We start from the raw sequence: 16,720 nt of genomic DNA, 5'->3' as shown, positions 1-16,720 counted from the left end.
GTGTTCTCAGATGGTTCAAGAAGTTGGGCTATATGTTCTCTTAGCCGACTCACCGAATCAAGTCCATTCAGGTGTTTAGTCATGGGAGTAACAACAAATTTCTGCAATGAATTTTAATGCTAGGCGGCTAACTTAGCGCTATAATCACCGAGTTTTGCTTAATAAGTATGAATAGGAATATACAATGCCAAAGGCAAGTGAAATCAAAAAAGGCTTCGCAATCGAGTCTAATGGTAAAACTCTTCTAGTTAAAGACATCGAAGTAACGACTCCTGGCGGTCGTGGCGGCGCTAAAATCTACAAAATGCGTTGTACAGATCTAAACACGGGCGCACGTGTAGATGAGCGTTACAAGTCTGATGACGTTGTTGAAACGGTAGAAATGAACAAACGTGCAGTTGTGTACTCATACGCTGACGGCGATGAGCACATCTTCATGGATAACGAAGACTACTCACAATACACATTCAAGCACAATGAAGTTGAAGACGACATGCTGTTCATCAACGAAGATACACAAGGTATCCACATTATCCTTGTTAACGGTGCTGCAGTGGGTATTGAGCTACCATCTTCTGTTGAGCTAGTGATTGAAGAAACTGACCCTTCAATCAAAGGTGCTTCTGCATCTGCTCGTACTAAACCAGCACGCTTCGCTTCAGGTCTTGTCATCCAGGTTCCTGAGTACATTGCAACTGGTGACCGTGTTATCATTAACACAGCTGAACGTAAATACATGAGCCGAGCATAAGCATGTCTGATTTGATTTCTTACGACGACGTCATCGACGCAGCGTACGACATTTTCCTTGAGATGGCTCCAGATAACCTAGAGCCTGCTGACGTGATTCTGTTTACTGCGCAATTTGAAGATCGTGGTGCCGCAGAACTTGTTGAAACCGGTGATGACTGGGTTGAACATGTTGGCTTCGAGATCGACAAAGAAGTATATGCAGAGGTTCGTATCGGCCTAGTAAATGAGGAAAATGACGTTCTTGATGACGTATTTGCTCGTATGCTAATCAGCCGAGACCCTGAACATAAGTTCTGCCATATGCTTTGGAAACGCGATTAACGTTTCTTCATCATGAACAAAAATACCAGCCTAGTGCTGGTATTTTTTTATCTGTTGTTTTTGTTTAGCTGAGATATTTGTTTATCCAAAGCACCCTGCTCTATATCGGCTTTAGATCCTTTTGTTATGTAACAGATAAGAAAAAGGCTTGCCGAATTGGCAAGCCTTTCTGATGTTTTGCTATCGATTAACGATGCTTGTTGCGTGCGCCTTGGTCACCAGCAGTCTTCTTCGGCTTACGACGAGAAGGGTTGTTGCTGCGACCTTTTGGTGTGTTAACACGCTCTTCATGGCGCTTAACTGCGCGACGAATTTTTTGGCTGCGTGCACGCTCACGTTTGCGTGACGTGTTGTCTTTGTTCAGATCAAGCATGGTTTCTTTCTCTGGACGAAGCTCTACAAGCTCACGCAAGTAGTTTACTTCTTTCAGGTCAAGCTCCATCCAACCGCCACGAGGCAGTTTCTTGTCTAAGAAGATGTCGCCGTAACGAACACGTTTCAGACGGCTAACGGTACACTCTTGCGATTCCCATAGTCGACGAACTTCGCGGTTACGACCTTCATTGATAACAACGTAAAACGTGTGGTTCATGCCTTCACCACCCGCGTAAACAACATCTTCAAAGCGAGCTAAACCGTCTTCCAGTTCAACACCTTTTACTAGATTACGAACTTTCTGTTCAGTTACTTCACCGAACACACGTACTAGGTATTCACGTTCAACTTGGCGGCTTGGGTGCATTAAGCGGTTCGCCAGTTCACCATCCGTTGTGAAAAGTAGAAGACCAGAAGTGTTCGCATCCAGACGACCAACTGAAATCCAACGAGAGCCACGAATTTTTGGCAGACGATCAAAAACAGTACGACGACCTTCTGGATCGTGACGAGTACACAGTTCACCCTCAGGTTTGTAGTACGCAAGTACACGACAAATCACTTCTTCTTGAATCTTTGCAGAGACAATGTGACCATCGATACGAACTACGCTGCTCTCGTCTTCAAGTCTTTCACCAAGCTTAGCGACTACACCGTTCACGCTAACGCGACCAGATTTAATTAACGATTCAATCTCACGACGAGAACCGTGACCAGCACGTGCTAATACTTTTTGTAACTTTTCGCTCATTTATCTACCTATGTGTCGTCTTCACAGACGTCTAGACCAGGATTGGTCTGCATTTTGCTATTTACCCATTTCAGTGGGATTTTTCGGTCGGACATTATACGTAACTTTCTTAGTTAATGTAAGCTAAATCGGCGCCATTCTCCACACCAAAATTCACTTCAAAAATGACCGAAATATTTGTCCTATTCTGCAACTTTTTTACTACTTAATGCAGGCATTGATCAACGAGAATCCCACTAATATCGGTCTTCCTGAACCACTTTAACCACGCTGTACCTGATAAAATTGTCAGGGTTACAACAATAACCACTTGGGGTGTGTTTACTGTTCGTATTGCTAGAAAGCAACGAAGAATAAGCCGTCCCGGTTTGCTGCTAAGTAATACCAATCACCGCAGACAATGAGCGCTCATAGCAAAACAAGGTCGTGGGTAACAAGACAAAAATTGTCTTTAAGTCATTAGTTCACATCAAAAATAACACTAATGCTATCGTGTACTCTGACTCTCTAGGTTCGCTCTGCACTCTCGGCGATTGGCATAAATCAGACAAAAAGGAATAGAACAATGTCTATGCTAAATCTCGACCTAAATTGGATTTTTGGGACATCTCAAGATGACGATATGACAGGCACAAAAGGCTCTGAAACAACCGATATTTTCTTCGGCTTCTGTGGTGATGATAAGTTTGTAGGATACGGAGGTAATGATATTGTCTTCGGTGGCTGGGGAGATGATACCTTGCTTGGTGGCCGAGGTAACGACTTTGTTTCTGGCGGCTTTGGAAACGATTTCCTATCCGGAGGATTAGGAAACGACAAACTCTTTGGTGGCTGTGGCGACGACACAATTTTTGATTATTCAGGCAACAACTACTTGAGTGGTGGCTGGGGTAACGACACCCTCGTTGTTGGTGATGGTGAATCAGTACTGAGCGGTGGCTGTGGAGACGACACCTTCGTGCTTACAAACCGCCTGGCTATTGGTGTACCTGATCAGCCAGTATCTTCCAACGATATTGATGTCAAAGCCGACATTGTCGATTTTAATATTTTCCATGACAAACTTGTCTTTGATATGGGCCGAGACACTGATAACGATGGCATTCGAGATACGTTCTTGGATTCAGCGGATGATCTGACTTTATCTTACAATGAATGTGGCTGGGCAGTATTCTCAAGTGATGAATACAATGTTGAAGTGACACTAAACGGTGTGAGCTCTGCATACATCAACTATGCAGAACAAAATGGTATCGACATTTTCGATTTCGCTTAACCTCAATCAGTTAAGTTCAATGAGATATTCGATATGACAACTAAAATAGGAGGCGCGATGCCTCCTATTTTGTTTGACGGTGGTGTGCGTCTACTATTCGAATGGTGCAGGGTCACCAGATCCCAAACGAACCACAACAGGTTCACCTTCGCTAAAGTCAATTACAGTCGTAGGTTGTTCACCTAAGTAACCGCCATTAAGAATCACATCAACCGCATGTTCTAGTTTATCGCGAATATCCTCTGGATCAGATTCTGTTACGTCACTGCCAGGTAGAATCAACGACGTAGACATCATCGGCTCACCTAATGCTTCCAACAAGTCCAAGGCAATTTGATTGTCTGGAACACGGATACCGATGGTCTTACGTTTTGCATTCATCAAACGACGCGGCACCTCTTTTGTGCCTTTGAAGATGAAGGTGTAAGGACCTGGTGTGTTATTTTTCAGCAGTCGGAATGCAGAGTTATCCACTCGCGCATAGAGAGAGAGCTCCGACAAATCACGACACAGTAAAGTAAAGTTATGCTTATCATCCAGACGACGAATCTGACAGATTCGTTCCAGTGCCTGTTTGTTCTCCAACTGACAGCCAAGTGCATACCCTGAATCAGTAGGGTAAACCACAACGCCGCCGTTACGAATGATTGCTACTGCTTGATTAATCAAGCGAGCCTGTGGGTTTTCTGGGTGAACGTAAAAAAACTGGCTCATTGTAATTCCTCATTATCGAGCCTCTCGGCTCTATATTTTTATGGGTTCTCGACTTCGTATTACTGAGTATTATTCAACGAAGGATCTATTCCCCAATCTTTCCAAACTGGTTCGACGCCAGCAGGCAACCATAGGTTCCTTCCTAGCTCCATCCACGGTGATGGGTAGTGAAAATCACTGCCTTGAGAGGCTAATAGTTTGTATTGTATAGCATAATCAGCCAAGTTGCGCCTTTCTTGTTGCGCTTGCTGTGGCTGTGCAACTTCCATCGCATCACCACCCGCTTCGACAAACGCTGCTAGAAGACGCTTAATCCACTTCGCTGTCAACTTATATCTACCAGGATGCGCTAATACCGCCATTCCACCAGCCGCATGGATAGCATCAACCGCATCCTTCATCGAACACCAATTCGGTGGTACATAACCTGGGTTATTACGCGTTAGGTATTTTTTAAACACCATTTGCATGGTTTTTGCGTAACCATTATCTACCAACCATTTCGCGAAATGCGCTCTTGTCACTGGAGCATCACCGGCGATTTGTCTTACCTCTTCAAGCACACCTACTCGAGTTGCTTTTTGTAGTCGCTCTGCAATTAACTCAGATCGTGTTATGCGATGCTGCTTCTGTTGTTCTATGAGGGCAGATAATTGTTCATTTTCCGGATCGATATTCAGGCCGACAATATGAATGTCTTTGTTTTGCCAGACGGTCGATATCTCAATGCCATTGATGATTTTTATCGGCAAATTATTATCTTGAACGTATTGCTTAGCTAACGCCAAACCGTCAACCGTATCGTGATCAGTGATCGCCAAAACCTCGATATCAAAACTCAGCGCCCTTTCCACTAAATCTTTAGGTTCTAACCGACCGTCCGATGCAGTGGTGTGACTATGTAAATCAATTCTCATATTTTTATCGTTTTAATGCCGTTTTGGGGTTGACTTTTTACTCTCGCACTAGTTAACTAGTACACAAATACAAAGTACGTAATTTAAGGTTCACCATGTTACAAGAATTTAACCAAAACCAAAAAGCGAAAGTTACGGTTTGTCTTAATAAGGCAAACTCATCAGATCTTGCTTGGTGGCGCACTTGGACTAGTTCTTGGTGGGCAAACGTATACTTCTAGTTTATAGAACCAAACGTTGTAAAGCCCGCTACTTAAGCGGGCTTTTTTGTTTTGTTGCTCATTTCACATTCAACTGCCTAAACATTAATCGAATATAGCCAAGTCTAGATTGGGAGAACGTTTGCTTTATGCGACTATGTACGGCAGGAAGATTTAAACAGCTACAAGGAGGTCTTGTGAACAAGGCCATTGAAATTAAGAAACTTGGACAGCTTGAAGTGCTAACGGCTTCCGTCCCTTATACTCAAGACCCGACTCGCTTGTTCCACACACTATGTGAGAACAAAACTGACAGCCTATTGCTGGAATCTGCTGAGATCGATTCAAAGCAAAATTTAAAATCCCTGCTGATCGTAGATTCAGCGGTTCGCATTGTTTGCTTCGGCCATACCGTTAGCATGCACGCCTTGACCAATAACGGTAAAAACTTACTGTCTCACCTAAACCAGAACATCCGTGGTGACGTTGAGAGCAAGTTCGATGGCGAAACGCTAACTTTGCAGTTTAACCAGCCATGCGACACGTTAGATGAAGACTCTCGCCTACGTGAAGCCTCTTCTTTCGATGCGCTGCGTTTGGTTCAGCATAGTTTTGATATTTCACAGCAAGACAAACACGCAATTTTCCTTGGTGGTCTGTTTGCCTACGACTTAGTCGCAAACTTCGAGCCGCTTGGTAATGCAAAAGCAACAAATCAGTGTCCAGATTACGTTTTCTACGTAGCGGAAACACTACTTGTTGTCGACCATCAAACGGAATCTTGCCAGCTTCAAGCGACGTTGTTTGTTGATGGTTCAGAGAAAACCGCGTTAGAGACTCGTATTGCAGAAATCAGCGCTCAGTGTGCAGCGCCAAAACTACTGCCAAGCGCAAAACAAATCGCTGACGTAACGGTAGAACCTAGCGTATCTGATGCAGACTTCTGCCAAACTGTTCGCGACTTAAAAGAGTTCGTAGTGAAAGGCGATGTATTCCAAGTTGTACCATCTCGCCGATTCACTCTACCTTGCCCTTCTCCACTAGCGGCTTACAAAGAACTGAAACAAAGTAACCCAAGCCCTTACATGTTCTACATGCAAGATGAGCTGTTCACTCTGTTTGGCGCATCACCAGAAAGCGCGCTTAAGTACGAAACCGACACTAACCAAATTGAAATCTACCCAATCGCAGGCACACGTCGCCGTGGTAAGCGCCCTAACGGCGAGATTGATTTCGACCTAGATAGTCGCATCGAACTTGAACTGCGCACCGACATGAAAGAAAACGCAGAACACATGATGTTGGTTGACTTGGCACGTAACGACGTCGCTCGTATTGCTCAATCTGGTACTCGCCACGTAGCAGACCTTCTAAAAGTCGACCGCTACAGCCACGTAATGCACTTGGTGTCTCGTGTGGTTGGTCAACTGCGTGAAGACCTAGACGCGCTGCACGCATACCAAGCATGTATGAACATGGGTACGCTCACCGGCGCACCTAAGATTCGTGCCATGCAGTTGATTCGCGATGTAGAAGGCGCACGACGCGGTAGCTACGGCGGCGCTGTTGGCTACCTCACTGGTGAAGGCACACTCGACACCTGTATCGTGATTCGCTCAGCGTACGTTGAGAACGGCATTGCTCAAGTTCAAGCTGGTGCTGGCGTGGTGTTCGACTCTGATCCACAAGCGGAAGCAGACGAAACGCGCGGCAAAGCACAAGCGGTAATCTCTGCTATCCAAGCAGCGCATAATTCACAATAAGGAATAGGGTTCAGAGATGGCTAATATCATTTTTATCGACAACTTTGACTCGTTCACCTACAACCTTGTGGATCAATTCCGCTCGCTAGGTCACTCAGTCAAGATTTACCGAAACAACATCCCAGCAGAAACCATTGAACAAGCGGTAAATGAGCTTGAAAACCCAGTGGTTCTGCTATCACCAGGTCCTGGTGCACCGTCAGAGGCAGGCTCAATGCCAGAGCTTATCCAACGTATGAAAGGCAAAGTGCCGATGATCGGCATTTGTCTTGGTCACCAAGCGATTGTTGAAGCGTACGGCGGTACTGTTGCTGGCGCGGGCGAAATCATTCACGGTAAGGTCTCTATGATGGAGCACCAAAACCATGCGATTTACCAAAACCTACCATCACCACTTGCAATTGCACGTTACCACTCGCTGGTTGCGACCAAGGTTCCTGAGAGCCTAACCATCACAGCAGAAGTGGATGACTTGGTAATGTCTGTTGTACATGAAGAAGATAAAGTTTGCGGGTTCCAGTTCCACCCGGAATCTATTATGACGACCTACGGAGCAACACTGTTGGCCAATGCCATTGAATGGGCACTTGAAGAACAAACTTCAGCGAACCCACTCACTGCTTAATAAGCACTTGGCACATAAGAAATTTAGGAGAGGAAATATGGAAACAATCATCAACCCTATTATTACCAAACTGTACGAGCAAGAATCGCTTACTCAGGAAGAGAGCCAACAGCTATTCGACATCATTATCCGTGGTGAACTAGATCCAATTTTGATGGCATCAGCACTGACTGCACTAAAAATCAAAGGCGAAACGCCAGACGAAATTGCAGGCGCGGCCAAAGCACTGCTGGCAAACGCAAATCCATTCCCTCGCCCAGATTACGATTTCGCAGATATCGTAGGTACTGGCGGTGACGGTCACAACACCATCAACATTTCAACCACTGCGGCGTTTGTTGCTGCAGCATGTGGTCTAAAAGTAGCGAAACACGGTAACCGCAGCGTTTCCAGCAAATCGGGTTCTTCTGACCTTCTTGATTCATTTGGTATCAACCTAGCTATGAGCGCAGAAGATACGCGCAAAGCGGTAGACGATATCGGTGTTGCTTTCCTATTTGCACCTCAATACCACGGTGGTGTGCGCCATGCGATGCCAGTGCGTCAAACCATGAAAACACGCACCATCTTTAACATTCTTGGCCCACTGATTAACCCTGCTCGTCCTAACATCGAATTGATGGGCGTTTACAGTGAAGAACTGGTTCGTCCTATCGCAGAAACCATGCTACAAATGGGTATGAAGCGCGCAGCAGTAGTACACGGTAGTGGTTTGGATGAAGTGGCGATTCACGGTGAAACAACGGTTGCCGAAATCAAAGACGGTAAAATCACTGAGTACACGCTAACACCAGCAGACTTCGGTCTAGACGCGCACCCACTAGAAGCAATCAAAGGTGGCGATCCTGAAGAAAACAAAGCGATCATTACCAACATTCTGACGGGTAAAGGTACAGACGCACAATTGGGCGCAGTGGCAGTGAACGTTGCTCTGCTAATGCGTCTATTCGGCCACGAAGATTTAAAAGCCAACACGCAACAAGCGATTGAGGCAATGAATTCAGGCAAGGCGTACCATTTGGTACAACAACTTGCCGCACACGCTTAAGGAATTGAAGAAGATGACTGACTTCAACACTCAGCAAGCTGACAACCTGTCTGAACACGTTTCTAAAAAAGAAGCAGAAATGGCAGAAGTACTGGCGAAAATTGTCCGCGACAAATATCAGTGGGTAGCAGACCGTAAAGTTTCTCAACCGCTAAGCACATTTCAGTCTGATTTGCTGCCATCGGATCGCAGTTTCTACGATGCTCTGAGTGGCGAAAAGACGGCCTTCATCACCGAGTGTAAGAAGGCATCTCCTTCTAAAGGTTTGATTCGTGATCACTTCGACTTGGATTACATTGCATCAGTTTACAACAACCATGCTGACGCGATTTCGGTACTGACAGACGAAAAGTACTTCCAAGGCAACTTTGACTTCCTTCCTCAAGTGCGCGGTCAAGTCAAACAACCGGTTCTGTGCAAAGACTTCATGGTAGATACCTACCAAGTTTACCTAGCACGTCATTACAGTGCTGATGCCGTGCTACTGATGCTTTCTGTCCTAAATGACGAAGAGTACAAAGCGCTAGAAGAAGCAGCACACAGCCTGAACATGGGTATCCTGACCGAAGTCAGCAACGAAGAAGAGCTTCATCGTGCTGTTAAGCTAGGCGCACGCGTTATCGGCATCAATAACCGTAACCTTCGCGACCTAAGTACTGATTTGAATCGTACGAAAGAACTGGCACCGACAATTCGGGAACTGGCTCCTAATGCAACAGTAATCTCAGAATCTGGCATTTATACACATCAACAAGTTCGTGATTTAGCGGAATACGCAGACGGCTTCTTGATTGGTAGTTCACTGATGGCGGAAGACAACCTAGAACTTGCTGTACGTAAAGTGACGTTAGGCGAAAACAAAGTGTGTGGCTTAACGCATCCAGATGACGCAGCAAAAGCGTATCAATCTGGCGCAGTATTTGGTGGCCTGATTTTTGTCGAGAAGTCGAAGCGTGCGGTTGACCTTGAAGGTGCTCGCTTAACCATGAGCGGTGCTCCACTGAACTATGTCGGCGTTTTCCAAAATCACGACATCGATTTTGTTGCTTCTTTCGTCACCTCTTTGGGTTTAAAAGCGGTGCAACTGCACGGTCAAGAAGACCAAGCTTACGTAAACCAACTCAAAGCCGAACTGCCAGCAACGGTAGAAATTTGGAAAGCTTACGGCGTGACTGATGCCAAGCCAGAACTGCTAGCAGACAACATTGATCGCCATTTATTAGATGCGCAAGTTGGCACTCAAACTGGCGGAACTGGTCAAGTGTTCGACTGGTCACTGATCGGCGACCCAAGTCAAATTATGCTAGCGGGCGGACTGTCGCCAGAAAATGCTCAACAAGCAGCGACACTCGGTTGCTTGGGATTAGATTTAAACTCTGGTGTAGAAAGCGCACCAGGCAAAAAAGATTCACAGAAGTTGCTCGCGGCATTCACCGCTATTCGCAGCTACTAAAGCTGGATATCAGCTAAAAAATTTAAAGCTATTCGTAGCGAAAAATACGAGAAGGAATATAACGATGGCAAAACTGAATGCCTACTTTGGCGAATACGGCGGTCAGTACGTTCCGCAAATTCTAGTTCCAGCACTGGAGCAACTAGAGCAAGCGTTTATCGACGCGCAAGAAGATCCAGAATTCCGCAGTGAGTTCATGACCCTTCTTCAAGAGTACGCGGGCCGCCCAACGGCTTTGACTCTAACTCGTAACCTAACCAAAGGTACGAAAACCAAATTGTACCTAAAACGTGAAGACCTGCTTCACGGTGGTGCGCACAAGACCAACCAAGTGTTAGGTCAAGCGCTACTTGCGAAACGCATGGGCAAAAACGAAATCATCGCTGAAACTGGCGCAGGCCAACACGGTGTTGCAACCGCACTAGCATGTGCACTGCTTGGCCTTAAGTGCCGGGTTTACATGGGTGCAAAAGACGTTGAGCGTCAAAGTCCGAACGTGTTCCGTATGAAGCTAATGGGTGCAGAAGTCATTCCTGTCCACTCGGGTTCAGCAACGCTTAAAGACGCATGTAACGAAGCGCTACGCGACTGGTCTGCAACTTATGAAGACGCGCACTACCTACTAGGTACAGCGGCAGGTCCTCACCCATTCCCAACCATCGTGCGTGACTTCCAACGCATGATTGGTGAAGAAACGAAGAATCAGATTTTGGCACGTGAAGGTCGTCTTCCTGATGCGGTTATCGCATGTGTGGGCGGTGGTTCAAACGCTATCGGCATGTTTGCTGACTTCATCGAAGAAGAAAGTGTTCGCCTAATTGGTGTTGAACCAGCAGGTAAAGGTATCGATACTGACCAGCACGGTGCACCACTTAAGCATGGTAAAACAGGCATCTTCTTCGGTATGAAAGCGCCATTGATGCAAGATCCAAACGGTCAAGTAGAAGAGTCTTACTCGGTATCTGCTGGCCTTGATTTCCCTTCAGTTGGCCCACAACACGCACACCTAAACGCAATTGGCCGTGCTGAATACGACAACGTGACAGACGATGAAGCGCTAGAAGCATTCCAAGAGATTGCACGTCACGAAGGTATCATCCCTGCTCTTGAATCTTCTCACGCCGTGGCACACGCACTAAGTATGGCACGTGAGAATCCAGAAAAAGAGCAATTGTTGGTTGTTAACCTATCAGGTCGTGGTGATAAAGATATCTTCACTGTACATGCCATCCTAGAAGAAAAAGGAGCAATCTAATGAGCCGTTATGAGAAGATGTTTGCGCGCCTAAACGAAAAGAGCCAAGGCGCATTTGTACCGTTCGTAACGGTTTGCGATCCAAACGCAGAGCAATCTTACAAAATCATGGAAACACTGGTTGAGTCTGGCGCAGATGCCCTTGAACTTGGTATTCCATTCTCAGATCCACTAGCCGATGGCCCAACCATCCAAGGCGCTAACATTCGCGCGTTAGAGTCAGGTGCAACACCAGATATCTGCTTCGAGCAAATCGGTAAGATCCGAGCTAAGTACCCAGAGTTGCCTATTGGTCTTCTGATGTACGCGAACCTTGTTTACTCTCGTGGTATCGAGAACTTCTATGAGCGTTGTGCAAAAGCAGGCATCGATTCTGTTTTGATTGCAGATGTGCCAACTAATGAAAGTGCCGAATTTGTTGCTGCTGCAGAAAAGTTTGGTATTCACCCAATCTTCATCGCACCACCAACGGCAAGTGATGAAACACTGAAGCAAGTATCAGAGTTGGGTGGCGGATACACTTACCTACTCTCTCGTGCAGGTGTTACTGGCTCAGAAACCAAAGCAAACATGCCTGTAGGTCATATGCTCGATAGACTGAACCAATTTGATGCACCACCAGCGCTACTTGGTTTTGGCATCTCTGAGCCAGCACAGGTGAAACAAGCACTAGAATCTGGCGCCGCTGGTGCAATTTCTGGTTCAGCCGTGGTCAAAATCATTGAAGCGAACGTTGAGCAGCCACAAATTATGCTCGACAAGCTAGGTGAATTCGTTTCTGCAATGAAAGCTGCCACTCAAAAATAATTTCAGTTTGATATGACACAACAACGCCCGCTTAACATTATGTTTAGTGGGCGTTTTCTTACTATCGCGTTTATACCACGTCATTTTTTGTTCAACGCCCGCACTTTCCAAATCTATCTCAAGCAGAGCACTCCAAGAGTGTTAAGCTTGGGTAACTTAACTAACTCAATAAAGCAATGTGCAGTAAGGTTGCTACATGGAAGAAGTCAAAACACTGCTAGCCAAATGTCCTGTACTATCAGGGCTGCCAGATAAAGGGCTTAGTGAAGCAGCGCAAATGACTAAGGTTCGCTGCTTCGACGAAAAAGCACTGATTTGCAATAAAGGTGCGCTTCAATCTTCTCTTATGGTCATAGCTCAAGGTGCAGTGAGAGTGAACTCAATTAGTTCAAAAGGCAAAGAAGTCACACTGATGATTTTCGAAGCTGGTGGCTGGTTTGGAGACAATGTTTTTTCTCCCGGTATGCCTCGTATTTTTGGTGCGACCGCGCATTCGGACGTGACTGTAATGGAGCTTCCTGGAGATAAATTTCGCCAATTACTCGCCAAATACCCTCAAAGTTACCCCACTATACTAGACTTACTTAGCCGCCGCTTGTGGTCTGCTATTTCTGTTATCGAAGATGACGCGATTAGAGGAATTGAAGAACGAGTCGCCAAAAGGTTGCTGCTACTTGCTGAATACCAACTTAATCAAGCGATCGATACTCGACCATGCGTTGTCAGGGTAACAAGAGAACATATCGCTAACATGATGGGGCTAACTCGTCAGAGCGTACACAAGATACTAAAACGACTAGAAAGTATCGGGATGCTAGAGCTAAACTATGGCTCAGTAACCATTACCAATCCGAAACGCTTAGAAGAATACTTTAAAGAACTCGAGCAATAGATCCATTCAACAAACGCTAAGTATTGTCTAACGATAGCTAAAAAACTTATGCATCTAATTGGTCAAGAGCACAACACCATTTGCGCTTAGGCAAGTGGCGCTGTGACACAAAAACCATTGAATTGACTAAGCTATATTCAATTCAGATTTCAACTCACGTTTCAAAATCTTTCCTGTCGCACTCATCGGGAGGTGTTCACGAATTTCGACATAACGAGGATATTTAAACGAGGCTAATTGCTCTTTACCCCACTTTTGTAATGAATCGGCGTCAATATATTCTTTTGGTTTAAGTACAACGTAAGCTTTTATCTCTTCGCCATACTCTTCATTTGGAATCCCTATCACCGCTACCATTGAAACTGCAGGATGAGTCATGAAAACTTCTTCAATTTCTCTGGGATAAACATTAAATCCACCTCGAATGATCAGATCTTTCATTCTATCGACAATAAATAAATTACCTGAACTGTCAAAGCGGCCCACATCACCAGTATGGAACCAACCATTTTGTAGCGCAGATTCAGTAACTTCTGGGCGGTCAAGATATCCCTTCATAACATTATGACCACGCACAACAATCTCACCTTCTTCGCCTATCGGTAGTGCATTACCTTCAATATCGATAACTTTTACTTCGACACCTTGAACCGGTTGACCTACCGAGCCTGGTATGCGCTCCTGATCCAAATGATTAAAACATGCAATAGGACTTGTCTCCGACAACCCGTATCCTTCTAAGATCGGCACATTAAATGTTTCTTCAAAGGTTCGAAAGATTTCGGTTGGCAATGACGCACCACCGCTTACTGCAACACGCAATGACGAGGTATCAAATTGATGCTGCACATGAAGCAGACCGATGTACATCGTTGGCACACCAGCAAATATCGTCACCCTATGTTTTTCCACCAGCTCAAGAACATGTTTAGGCTCAAACCTAGGCACTAACACCAATGTTGCCCCGCCCAAAACACTAGCATTTAAGTGGACGGTTTGACCAAATGTATGAAATAAAGGCAAAGTTACTAAGTGAATATCATCGGCCTGGCTGCCCATAATATTTTGTGCCACCAGAGCGTTCATTATAATGTTCTGCTGGGTCAACTCAGCGCCTTTTGGTAAGCCTGTCGTCCCTGATGTATACAAAATCACACAAGTATCATCCGCATTACGCGGTATATAATCCGGCAACGGTTGGACATCGGCTATAAACGCATTGAGAGTTATTACACCATTCCAATAGCTTTCATCTTGAGATTGAGTCAGTACGACTATGCCTTCGCATGTATCGACTTGTTCAAAGGCTTTGACGCCCTCTTTTGCCATTGGCAGTTCTTTCGTTCCTTCAAAGCAGAAATAAAACTTCGCTTTTGAATCTTCTAAGTGATACTTAATTTCTCGCGCTTTCAAAAGCACATTTAATGGGACTGCAACCGCGCCGGCTTTTTGTATTGCATAATAAACAAACGCGAAAAAAGGAATGTTTGGGCATGAAATCGCAACGCGGTCACCTGGCTTTACGCCTTTATTGATTAAAGACGCTGCGATCTTGCCGGCGATCGCATCAAATTGAGCATAATTTATCTTTTCAGCGCCACATATCAACGCCGTTTTATCTGGTTTACTCGCAGCATTTCTTTGTAACGCAGCAGCAAGATTCATCATAGTATCTTTACCTCTTACTTGTCTTTCTCGTCTAATCAGCTCAGGAGCATTAACTAAGCAAGTTATCTCTAACACTGGATCGTCAGCATTTGAGTCTCACCAGTCATTACAATTTAACATTATGTTTACAATGCAATCAGGACTAAGAATGTAAAGCAATTAACATTTCAGAAGGCAAATTAATAAAAGTGTGAGCTTGAAAGAGATGAATTGTTATAAATATCAACCCAAGTCACTAAAAACTCTGACTGCAATAGCAAATACAAAAGCGGTTAAAATTAACAAAAAGAAAACAAATAAAGAAAAATAAACTTGAACAATCCCAAGCGTAACACTTATAAGAAAAATCAATGGCAAACGTTTGCTATTGAACAAAACTTTATCGTTCGTCAACAAAATATCGATTAATCCATCAATAATACCTTGCTGCATATTGCCAATTGTAAACGATAAGTGTAAAAAGCAAGGCGAGATAATTATCCGTAAATCCATTTATGGTTAGTGGGTAATTTTAGGATTTTACATTTTATTAGCACAGAGGTTATGGAAGTGTTAAAAGAAAAGAGTTTGCTAAACAACATTGGCGTACAAGTCGTAATCGCCATGATCGTGGGCACAGCCGTTGGTGCCATGATGGGTCATGATGCGACGGTGTTCGCTCCTTTAGGTGCTATCTTTATCAACTTAATCAAAATGTTGGTTATTCCTTTGGTCGCTGTAGCCTTGATTTCTGGCGCCGCTGGTCTTGGGAACAGCCAGTCAGCAGGTAAAGTTGGCATCGTCACTCTAGGTTATTTTGGTTTAACATCCGCCCTAGCCGTTGCGCTTGCACTATTTATGGGTGAAGTATTCCAACCAGGCATGGGTATCGACGTCTCTGGCGTTGAAGGCATGTTCTCAGCAGAATACGCTTCAAAAGGTGAACTACCTACTTTCTGGGCAACCATCACTGGTATGATCCCAACCAACGTTTTCCAATCACTAAATGAAGCAAACATCCTACAGATCCTCGTTTTCTGTATGTTCTTTGGTATTGCGATTTCTAAGCAAGCAAAAGAACGTCGTGAACCAATCATCAATGGTGTTAACTGCATCGTTGACGCAATGGTTTGGATGATCAACAAAGTAATGATCATTGCACCTATCGGTGTATTTGGTCTGATGGCAGAAGCCGTCGGTACGTTCGGTTTTGGTGCGCTAATGGTGGTGTTTAAACTGTTCGTTGTTTACGTTGCCGCCATCCTAATCTTCGGTTTCGTTGTTTACCCAGCAATGGTGCATGTTTTAACGAAGACATCTGCGAAGAAATTCCTGTCTTCAATGAAGAAACCGCAAGCAGTTGCGCTTTCAACAGCGTCTTCTATGGCAACACTGCCTGTCACAATGGACACCTGTGAAAAAGAGCTGGGCGTAAAAAATTCAACTGCATCATTTGTTCTGCCTCTAGGCGCAACGATCAACATGTCAGGTAATGCGATTTACTATGGCTTGGTTGCTATCTTCTTTGCTCAACTGTTCAATATCGATCTAGGCATGGGCGCTTACATTGCAATTATCGTAACGTCTACATTGGGTGCGGTTGGTCAAGCGGGTGTTCCTGGCCCTTCTTTCCTAGTGGTTGCCGTGCTTCTTGCCGCTGGTATTCCAATTGAAGGTCTACCGCTGCTATTCGCTCTTGACCGTATTTTCGATATGATTCGTACAGCACTGAACATCACAGGTGATGCTGCATGTGCAGTTATCGTTGATGCGCTAATTGAAGAAGAAACGGCAGAAGCTGAGCTAAAAAAGCAAGAAGCCTAACCCTTTCTTGAATAGACCAAAAACCGCTCATTATGAGCGGTTTTTTTGTCTTTTCTTGCATTACGTAACTATACAAATAGAAACCGATGGCATAAATTTT

16 protein-coding genes and 1 other annotated feature are annotated in these 16,720 nt (G+C 44.9%); of the genes, 12 read left to right on the top strand and 4 right to left on the bottom strand.

Annotated elements, in window-relative coordinates; genetic code table 11:
• Positions 1-184 precede the first annotated feature (184 nt).
• Both yeiP and R7Z49_RS14625 read left to right on the top strand, forming a co-directional pair.
• Positions 185-751, top strand: coding sequence for an elongation factor P-like protein YeiP (gene yeiP, locus R7Z49_RS14630; RefSeq protein WP_005376801.1), 567 nt, complete (start codon positions 185-187; stop codon positions 749-751).
• 2 nt (positions 752-753) lie between these two features.
• The gene (locus R7Z49_RS14625) at positions 754-1,074 is read left to right on the top strand and encodes an HI1450 family dsDNA-mimic protein (protein WP_005376800.1); all 321 of its coding nucleotides are present in this window, start codon (positions 754-756) and stop codon (positions 1,072-1,074) included.
• A gap of 187 nt (positions 1,075-1,261) precedes the next feature.
• Here R7Z49_RS14625 and rluB read toward each other — a convergent pair whose 3' ends face one another.
• Positions 1,262-2,200 carry a 23S rRNA pseudouridine(2605) synthase RluB gene (gene rluB, locus R7Z49_RS14620; RefSeq protein ID WP_005376798.1) on the bottom strand — a complete coding sequence of 313 codons (939 nt, stop codon included), beginning with the start codon at positions 2,198-2,200 and terminating at the stop codon, positions 1,262-1,264.
• 565 nt (positions 2,201-2,765) lie between these two features.
• On the opposite strand from rluB, the gene R7Z49_RS14615 reads away from it, so the two are divergent.
• The gene (locus tag R7Z49_RS14615; RefSeq protein WP_005376796.1) at positions 2,766-3,476 is read left to right on the top strand and encodes a calcium-binding protein; all 711 of its coding nucleotides are present in this window, start codon (positions 2,766-2,768) and stop codon (positions 3,474-3,476) included.
• Positions 3,477-3,569: 93 nt separating this feature from the next.
• Here the strand turns inward: R7Z49_RS14615 and R7Z49_RS14610 are convergent, their stop codons facing one another.
• Positions 3,570-4,190: an L-threonylcarbamoyladenylate synthase gene (locus R7Z49_RS14610; RefSeq protein WP_005376791.1), complete on the bottom strand. Its 621-nt coding sequence runs from the start codon at positions 4,188-4,190 to the stop codon at positions 3,570-3,572.
• Positions 4,191-4,249: 59 nt separating this feature from the next.
• A complete protein-coding gene (rnm, locus tag R7Z49_RS14605; protein WP_005386777.1) occupies positions 4,250-5,107 on the bottom strand; it encodes an RNase RNM in 858 nt (285 codons plus the stop codon).
• A gap of 95 nt (positions 5,108-5,202) precedes the next feature.
• Between rnm and R7Z49_RS14600 the strand changes: the two genes are divergently transcribed.
• The 8 genes from R7Z49_RS14600 to R7Z49_RS14565 all read left to right on the top strand — a co-directional run bounded on the left by R7Z49_RS14600 (position 5,203) and on the right by R7Z49_RS14565 (position 13,149).
• Positions 5,203-5,328, top strand: coding sequence for a Trp operon leader peptide (locus tag R7Z49_RS14600; RefSeq protein ID WP_132936804.1), 126 nt, complete (start codon positions 5,203-5,205; stop codon positions 5,326-5,328).
• Positions 5,275-5,378: a sequence feature (Trp leader region), on the top strand. It overlaps the preceding gene by 54 nt.
• Positions 5,379-5,504: 126 nt before the next feature.
• A complete protein-coding gene (locus R7Z49_RS14595) occupies positions 5,505-7,070 on the top strand; it encodes an anthranilate synthase component 1 (protein ID WP_258489726.1) in 1,566 nt (521 codons plus the stop codon).
• 16 nt (positions 7,071-7,086) lie between these two features.
• A complete protein-coding gene (locus R7Z49_RS14590) occupies positions 7,087-7,695 on the top strand; it encodes an aminodeoxychorismate/anthranilate synthase component II (RefSeq protein WP_005434961.1) in 609 nt (202 codons plus the stop codon).
• 37 nt (positions 7,696-7,732) lie between these two features.
• A complete protein-coding gene (trpD, locus tag R7Z49_RS14585) occupies positions 7,733-8,743 on the top strand; it encodes an anthranilate phosphoribosyltransferase (RefSeq protein ID WP_186584854.1) in 1,011 nt (336 codons plus the stop codon).
• A gap of 13 nt (positions 8,744-8,756) precedes the next feature.
• Complete coding sequence (trpCF, locus tag R7Z49_RS14580) at positions 8,757-10,196, top strand: bifunctional indole-3-glycerol-phosphate synthase TrpC/phosphoribosylanthranilate isomerase TrpF (protein ID WP_318111783.1); 1,440 nt, start codon at positions 8,757-8,759, stop codon at positions 10,194-10,196.
• A gap of 64 nt (positions 10,197-10,260) precedes the next feature.
• Positions 10,261-11,451: a tryptophan synthase subunit beta gene (trpB, locus tag R7Z49_RS14575; protein ID WP_017820482.1), complete on the top strand. Its 1,191-nt coding sequence runs from the start codon at positions 10,261-10,263 to the stop codon at positions 11,449-11,451.
• Complete coding sequence (gene trpA, locus R7Z49_RS14570; RefSeq protein ID WP_318111782.1) at positions 11,451-12,257, top strand: tryptophan synthase subunit alpha; 807 nt, start codon at positions 11,451-11,453, stop codon at positions 12,255-12,257. Before trpB ends, trpA begins: the two co-directional genes overlap by 1 nt.
• A gap of 196 nt (positions 12,258-12,453) precedes the next feature.
• On the top strand, positions 12,454-13,149 hold the full coding sequence (locus R7Z49_RS14565) for a Crp/Fnr family transcriptional regulator (RefSeq protein ID WP_005376777.1): 696 nt from the start codon (positions 12,454-12,456) through the stop codon (positions 13,147-13,149).
• A gap of 126 nt (positions 13,150-13,275) precedes the next feature.
• On the opposite strand, the gene R7Z49_RS14560 is transcribed toward R7Z49_RS14565, so the two are convergent.
• Positions 13,276-14,817 carry a long-chain-fatty-acid--CoA ligase gene (locus tag R7Z49_RS14560; protein WP_115386163.1) on the bottom strand — a complete coding sequence of 514 codons (1,542 nt, stop codon included), beginning with the start codon at positions 14,815-14,817 and terminating at the stop codon, positions 13,276-13,278.
• 543 nt (positions 14,818-15,360) lie between these two features.
• Between R7Z49_RS14560 and R7Z49_RS14555 the strand changes: the two genes are divergently transcribed.
• Positions 15,361-16,620: a dicarboxylate/amino acid:cation symporter gene (locus R7Z49_RS14555; RefSeq protein WP_170897281.1), complete on the top strand. Its 1,260-nt coding sequence runs from the start codon at positions 15,361-15,363 to the stop codon at positions 16,618-16,620.
• Positions 16,621-16,720: the final 100 nt, after the last annotated feature.

The sequence above is a fragment of the Vibrio sp. 1562 genome (assembly GCF_033340155.1).
GTDB lineage: Bacteria > Pseudomonadota > Gammaproteobacteria > Enterobacterales > Vibrionaceae > Vibrio > Vibrio alginolyticus.
Note: the sequence above shows the minus strand (reverse complement) of the source record. Positions and strands in the feature narration are given on the sequence as shown.

What these genes read in the sequence shown, in the direction of transcription:
- trpB (WP_017820482.1), top strand. Translation starts at nt 10,261, where the DNA reads ATGGCAAAACTGAATGCCTACTTTGGCGAATACGGCGGTCAGTACGTT.
- R7Z49_RS14615 (WP_005376796.1), top strand. Translation starts at nt 2,766, where the DNA reads ATGTCTATGCTAAATCTCGACCTAAATTGGATTTTTGGGACATCTCAA.
- rnm (WP_005386777.1), bottom strand. Translation starts at nt 5,107, where the DNA reads ATGAGAATTGATTTACATAGTCACACCACTGCATCGGACGGTCGGTTA.
- R7Z49_RS14565 (WP_005376777.1), top strand. Translation starts at nt 12,454, where the DNA reads ATGGAAGAAGTCAAAACACTGCTAGCCAAATGTCCTGTACTATCAGGG.
- R7Z49_RS14625 (WP_005376800.1), top strand. Translation starts at nt 754, where the DNA reads ATGTCTGATTTGATTTCTTACGACGACGTCATCGACGCAGCGTACGAC.
- trpA (WP_318111782.1), top strand. Translation starts at nt 11,451, where the DNA reads ATGAGCCGTTATGAGAAGATGTTTGCGCGCCTAAACGAAAAGAGCCAA.
- trpCF (WP_318111783.1), top strand. Translation starts at nt 8,757, where the DNA reads ATGACTGACTTCAACACTCAGCAAGCTGACAACCTGTCTGAACACGTT.
- trpD (WP_186584854.1), top strand. Translation starts at nt 7,733, where the DNA reads ATGGAAACAATCATCAACCCTATTATTACCAAACTGTACGAGCAAGAA.
- R7Z49_RS14560 (WP_115386163.1), bottom strand. Translation starts at nt 14,817, where the DNA reads ATGATGAATCTTGCTGCTGCGTTACAAAGAAATGCTGCGAGTAAACCA.
- R7Z49_RS14600 (WP_132936804.1), top strand. Translation starts at nt 5,203, where the DNA reads ATGTTACAAGAATTTAACCAAAACCAAAAAGCGAAAGTTACGGTTTGT.
- rluB (WP_005376798.1), bottom strand. Translation starts at nt 2,200, where the DNA reads ATGAGCGAAAAGTTACAAAAAGTATTAGCACGTGCTGGTCACGGTTCT.
- R7Z49_RS14610 (WP_005376791.1), bottom strand. Translation starts at nt 4,190, where the DNA reads ATGAGCCAGTTTTTTTACGTTCACCCAGAAAACCCACAGGCTCGCTTG.
- R7Z49_RS14590 (WP_005434961.1), top strand. Translation starts at nt 7,087, where the DNA reads ATGGCTAATATCATTTTTATCGACAACTTTGACTCGTTCACCTACAAC.
- R7Z49_RS14555 (WP_170897281.1), top strand. Translation starts at nt 15,361, where the DNA reads ATGGAAGTGTTAAAAGAAAAGAGTTTGCTAAACAACATTGGCGTACAA.
- yeiP (WP_005376801.1), top strand. Translation starts at nt 185, where the DNA reads ATGCCAAAGGCAAGTGAAATCAAAAAAGGCTTCGCAATCGAGTCTAAT.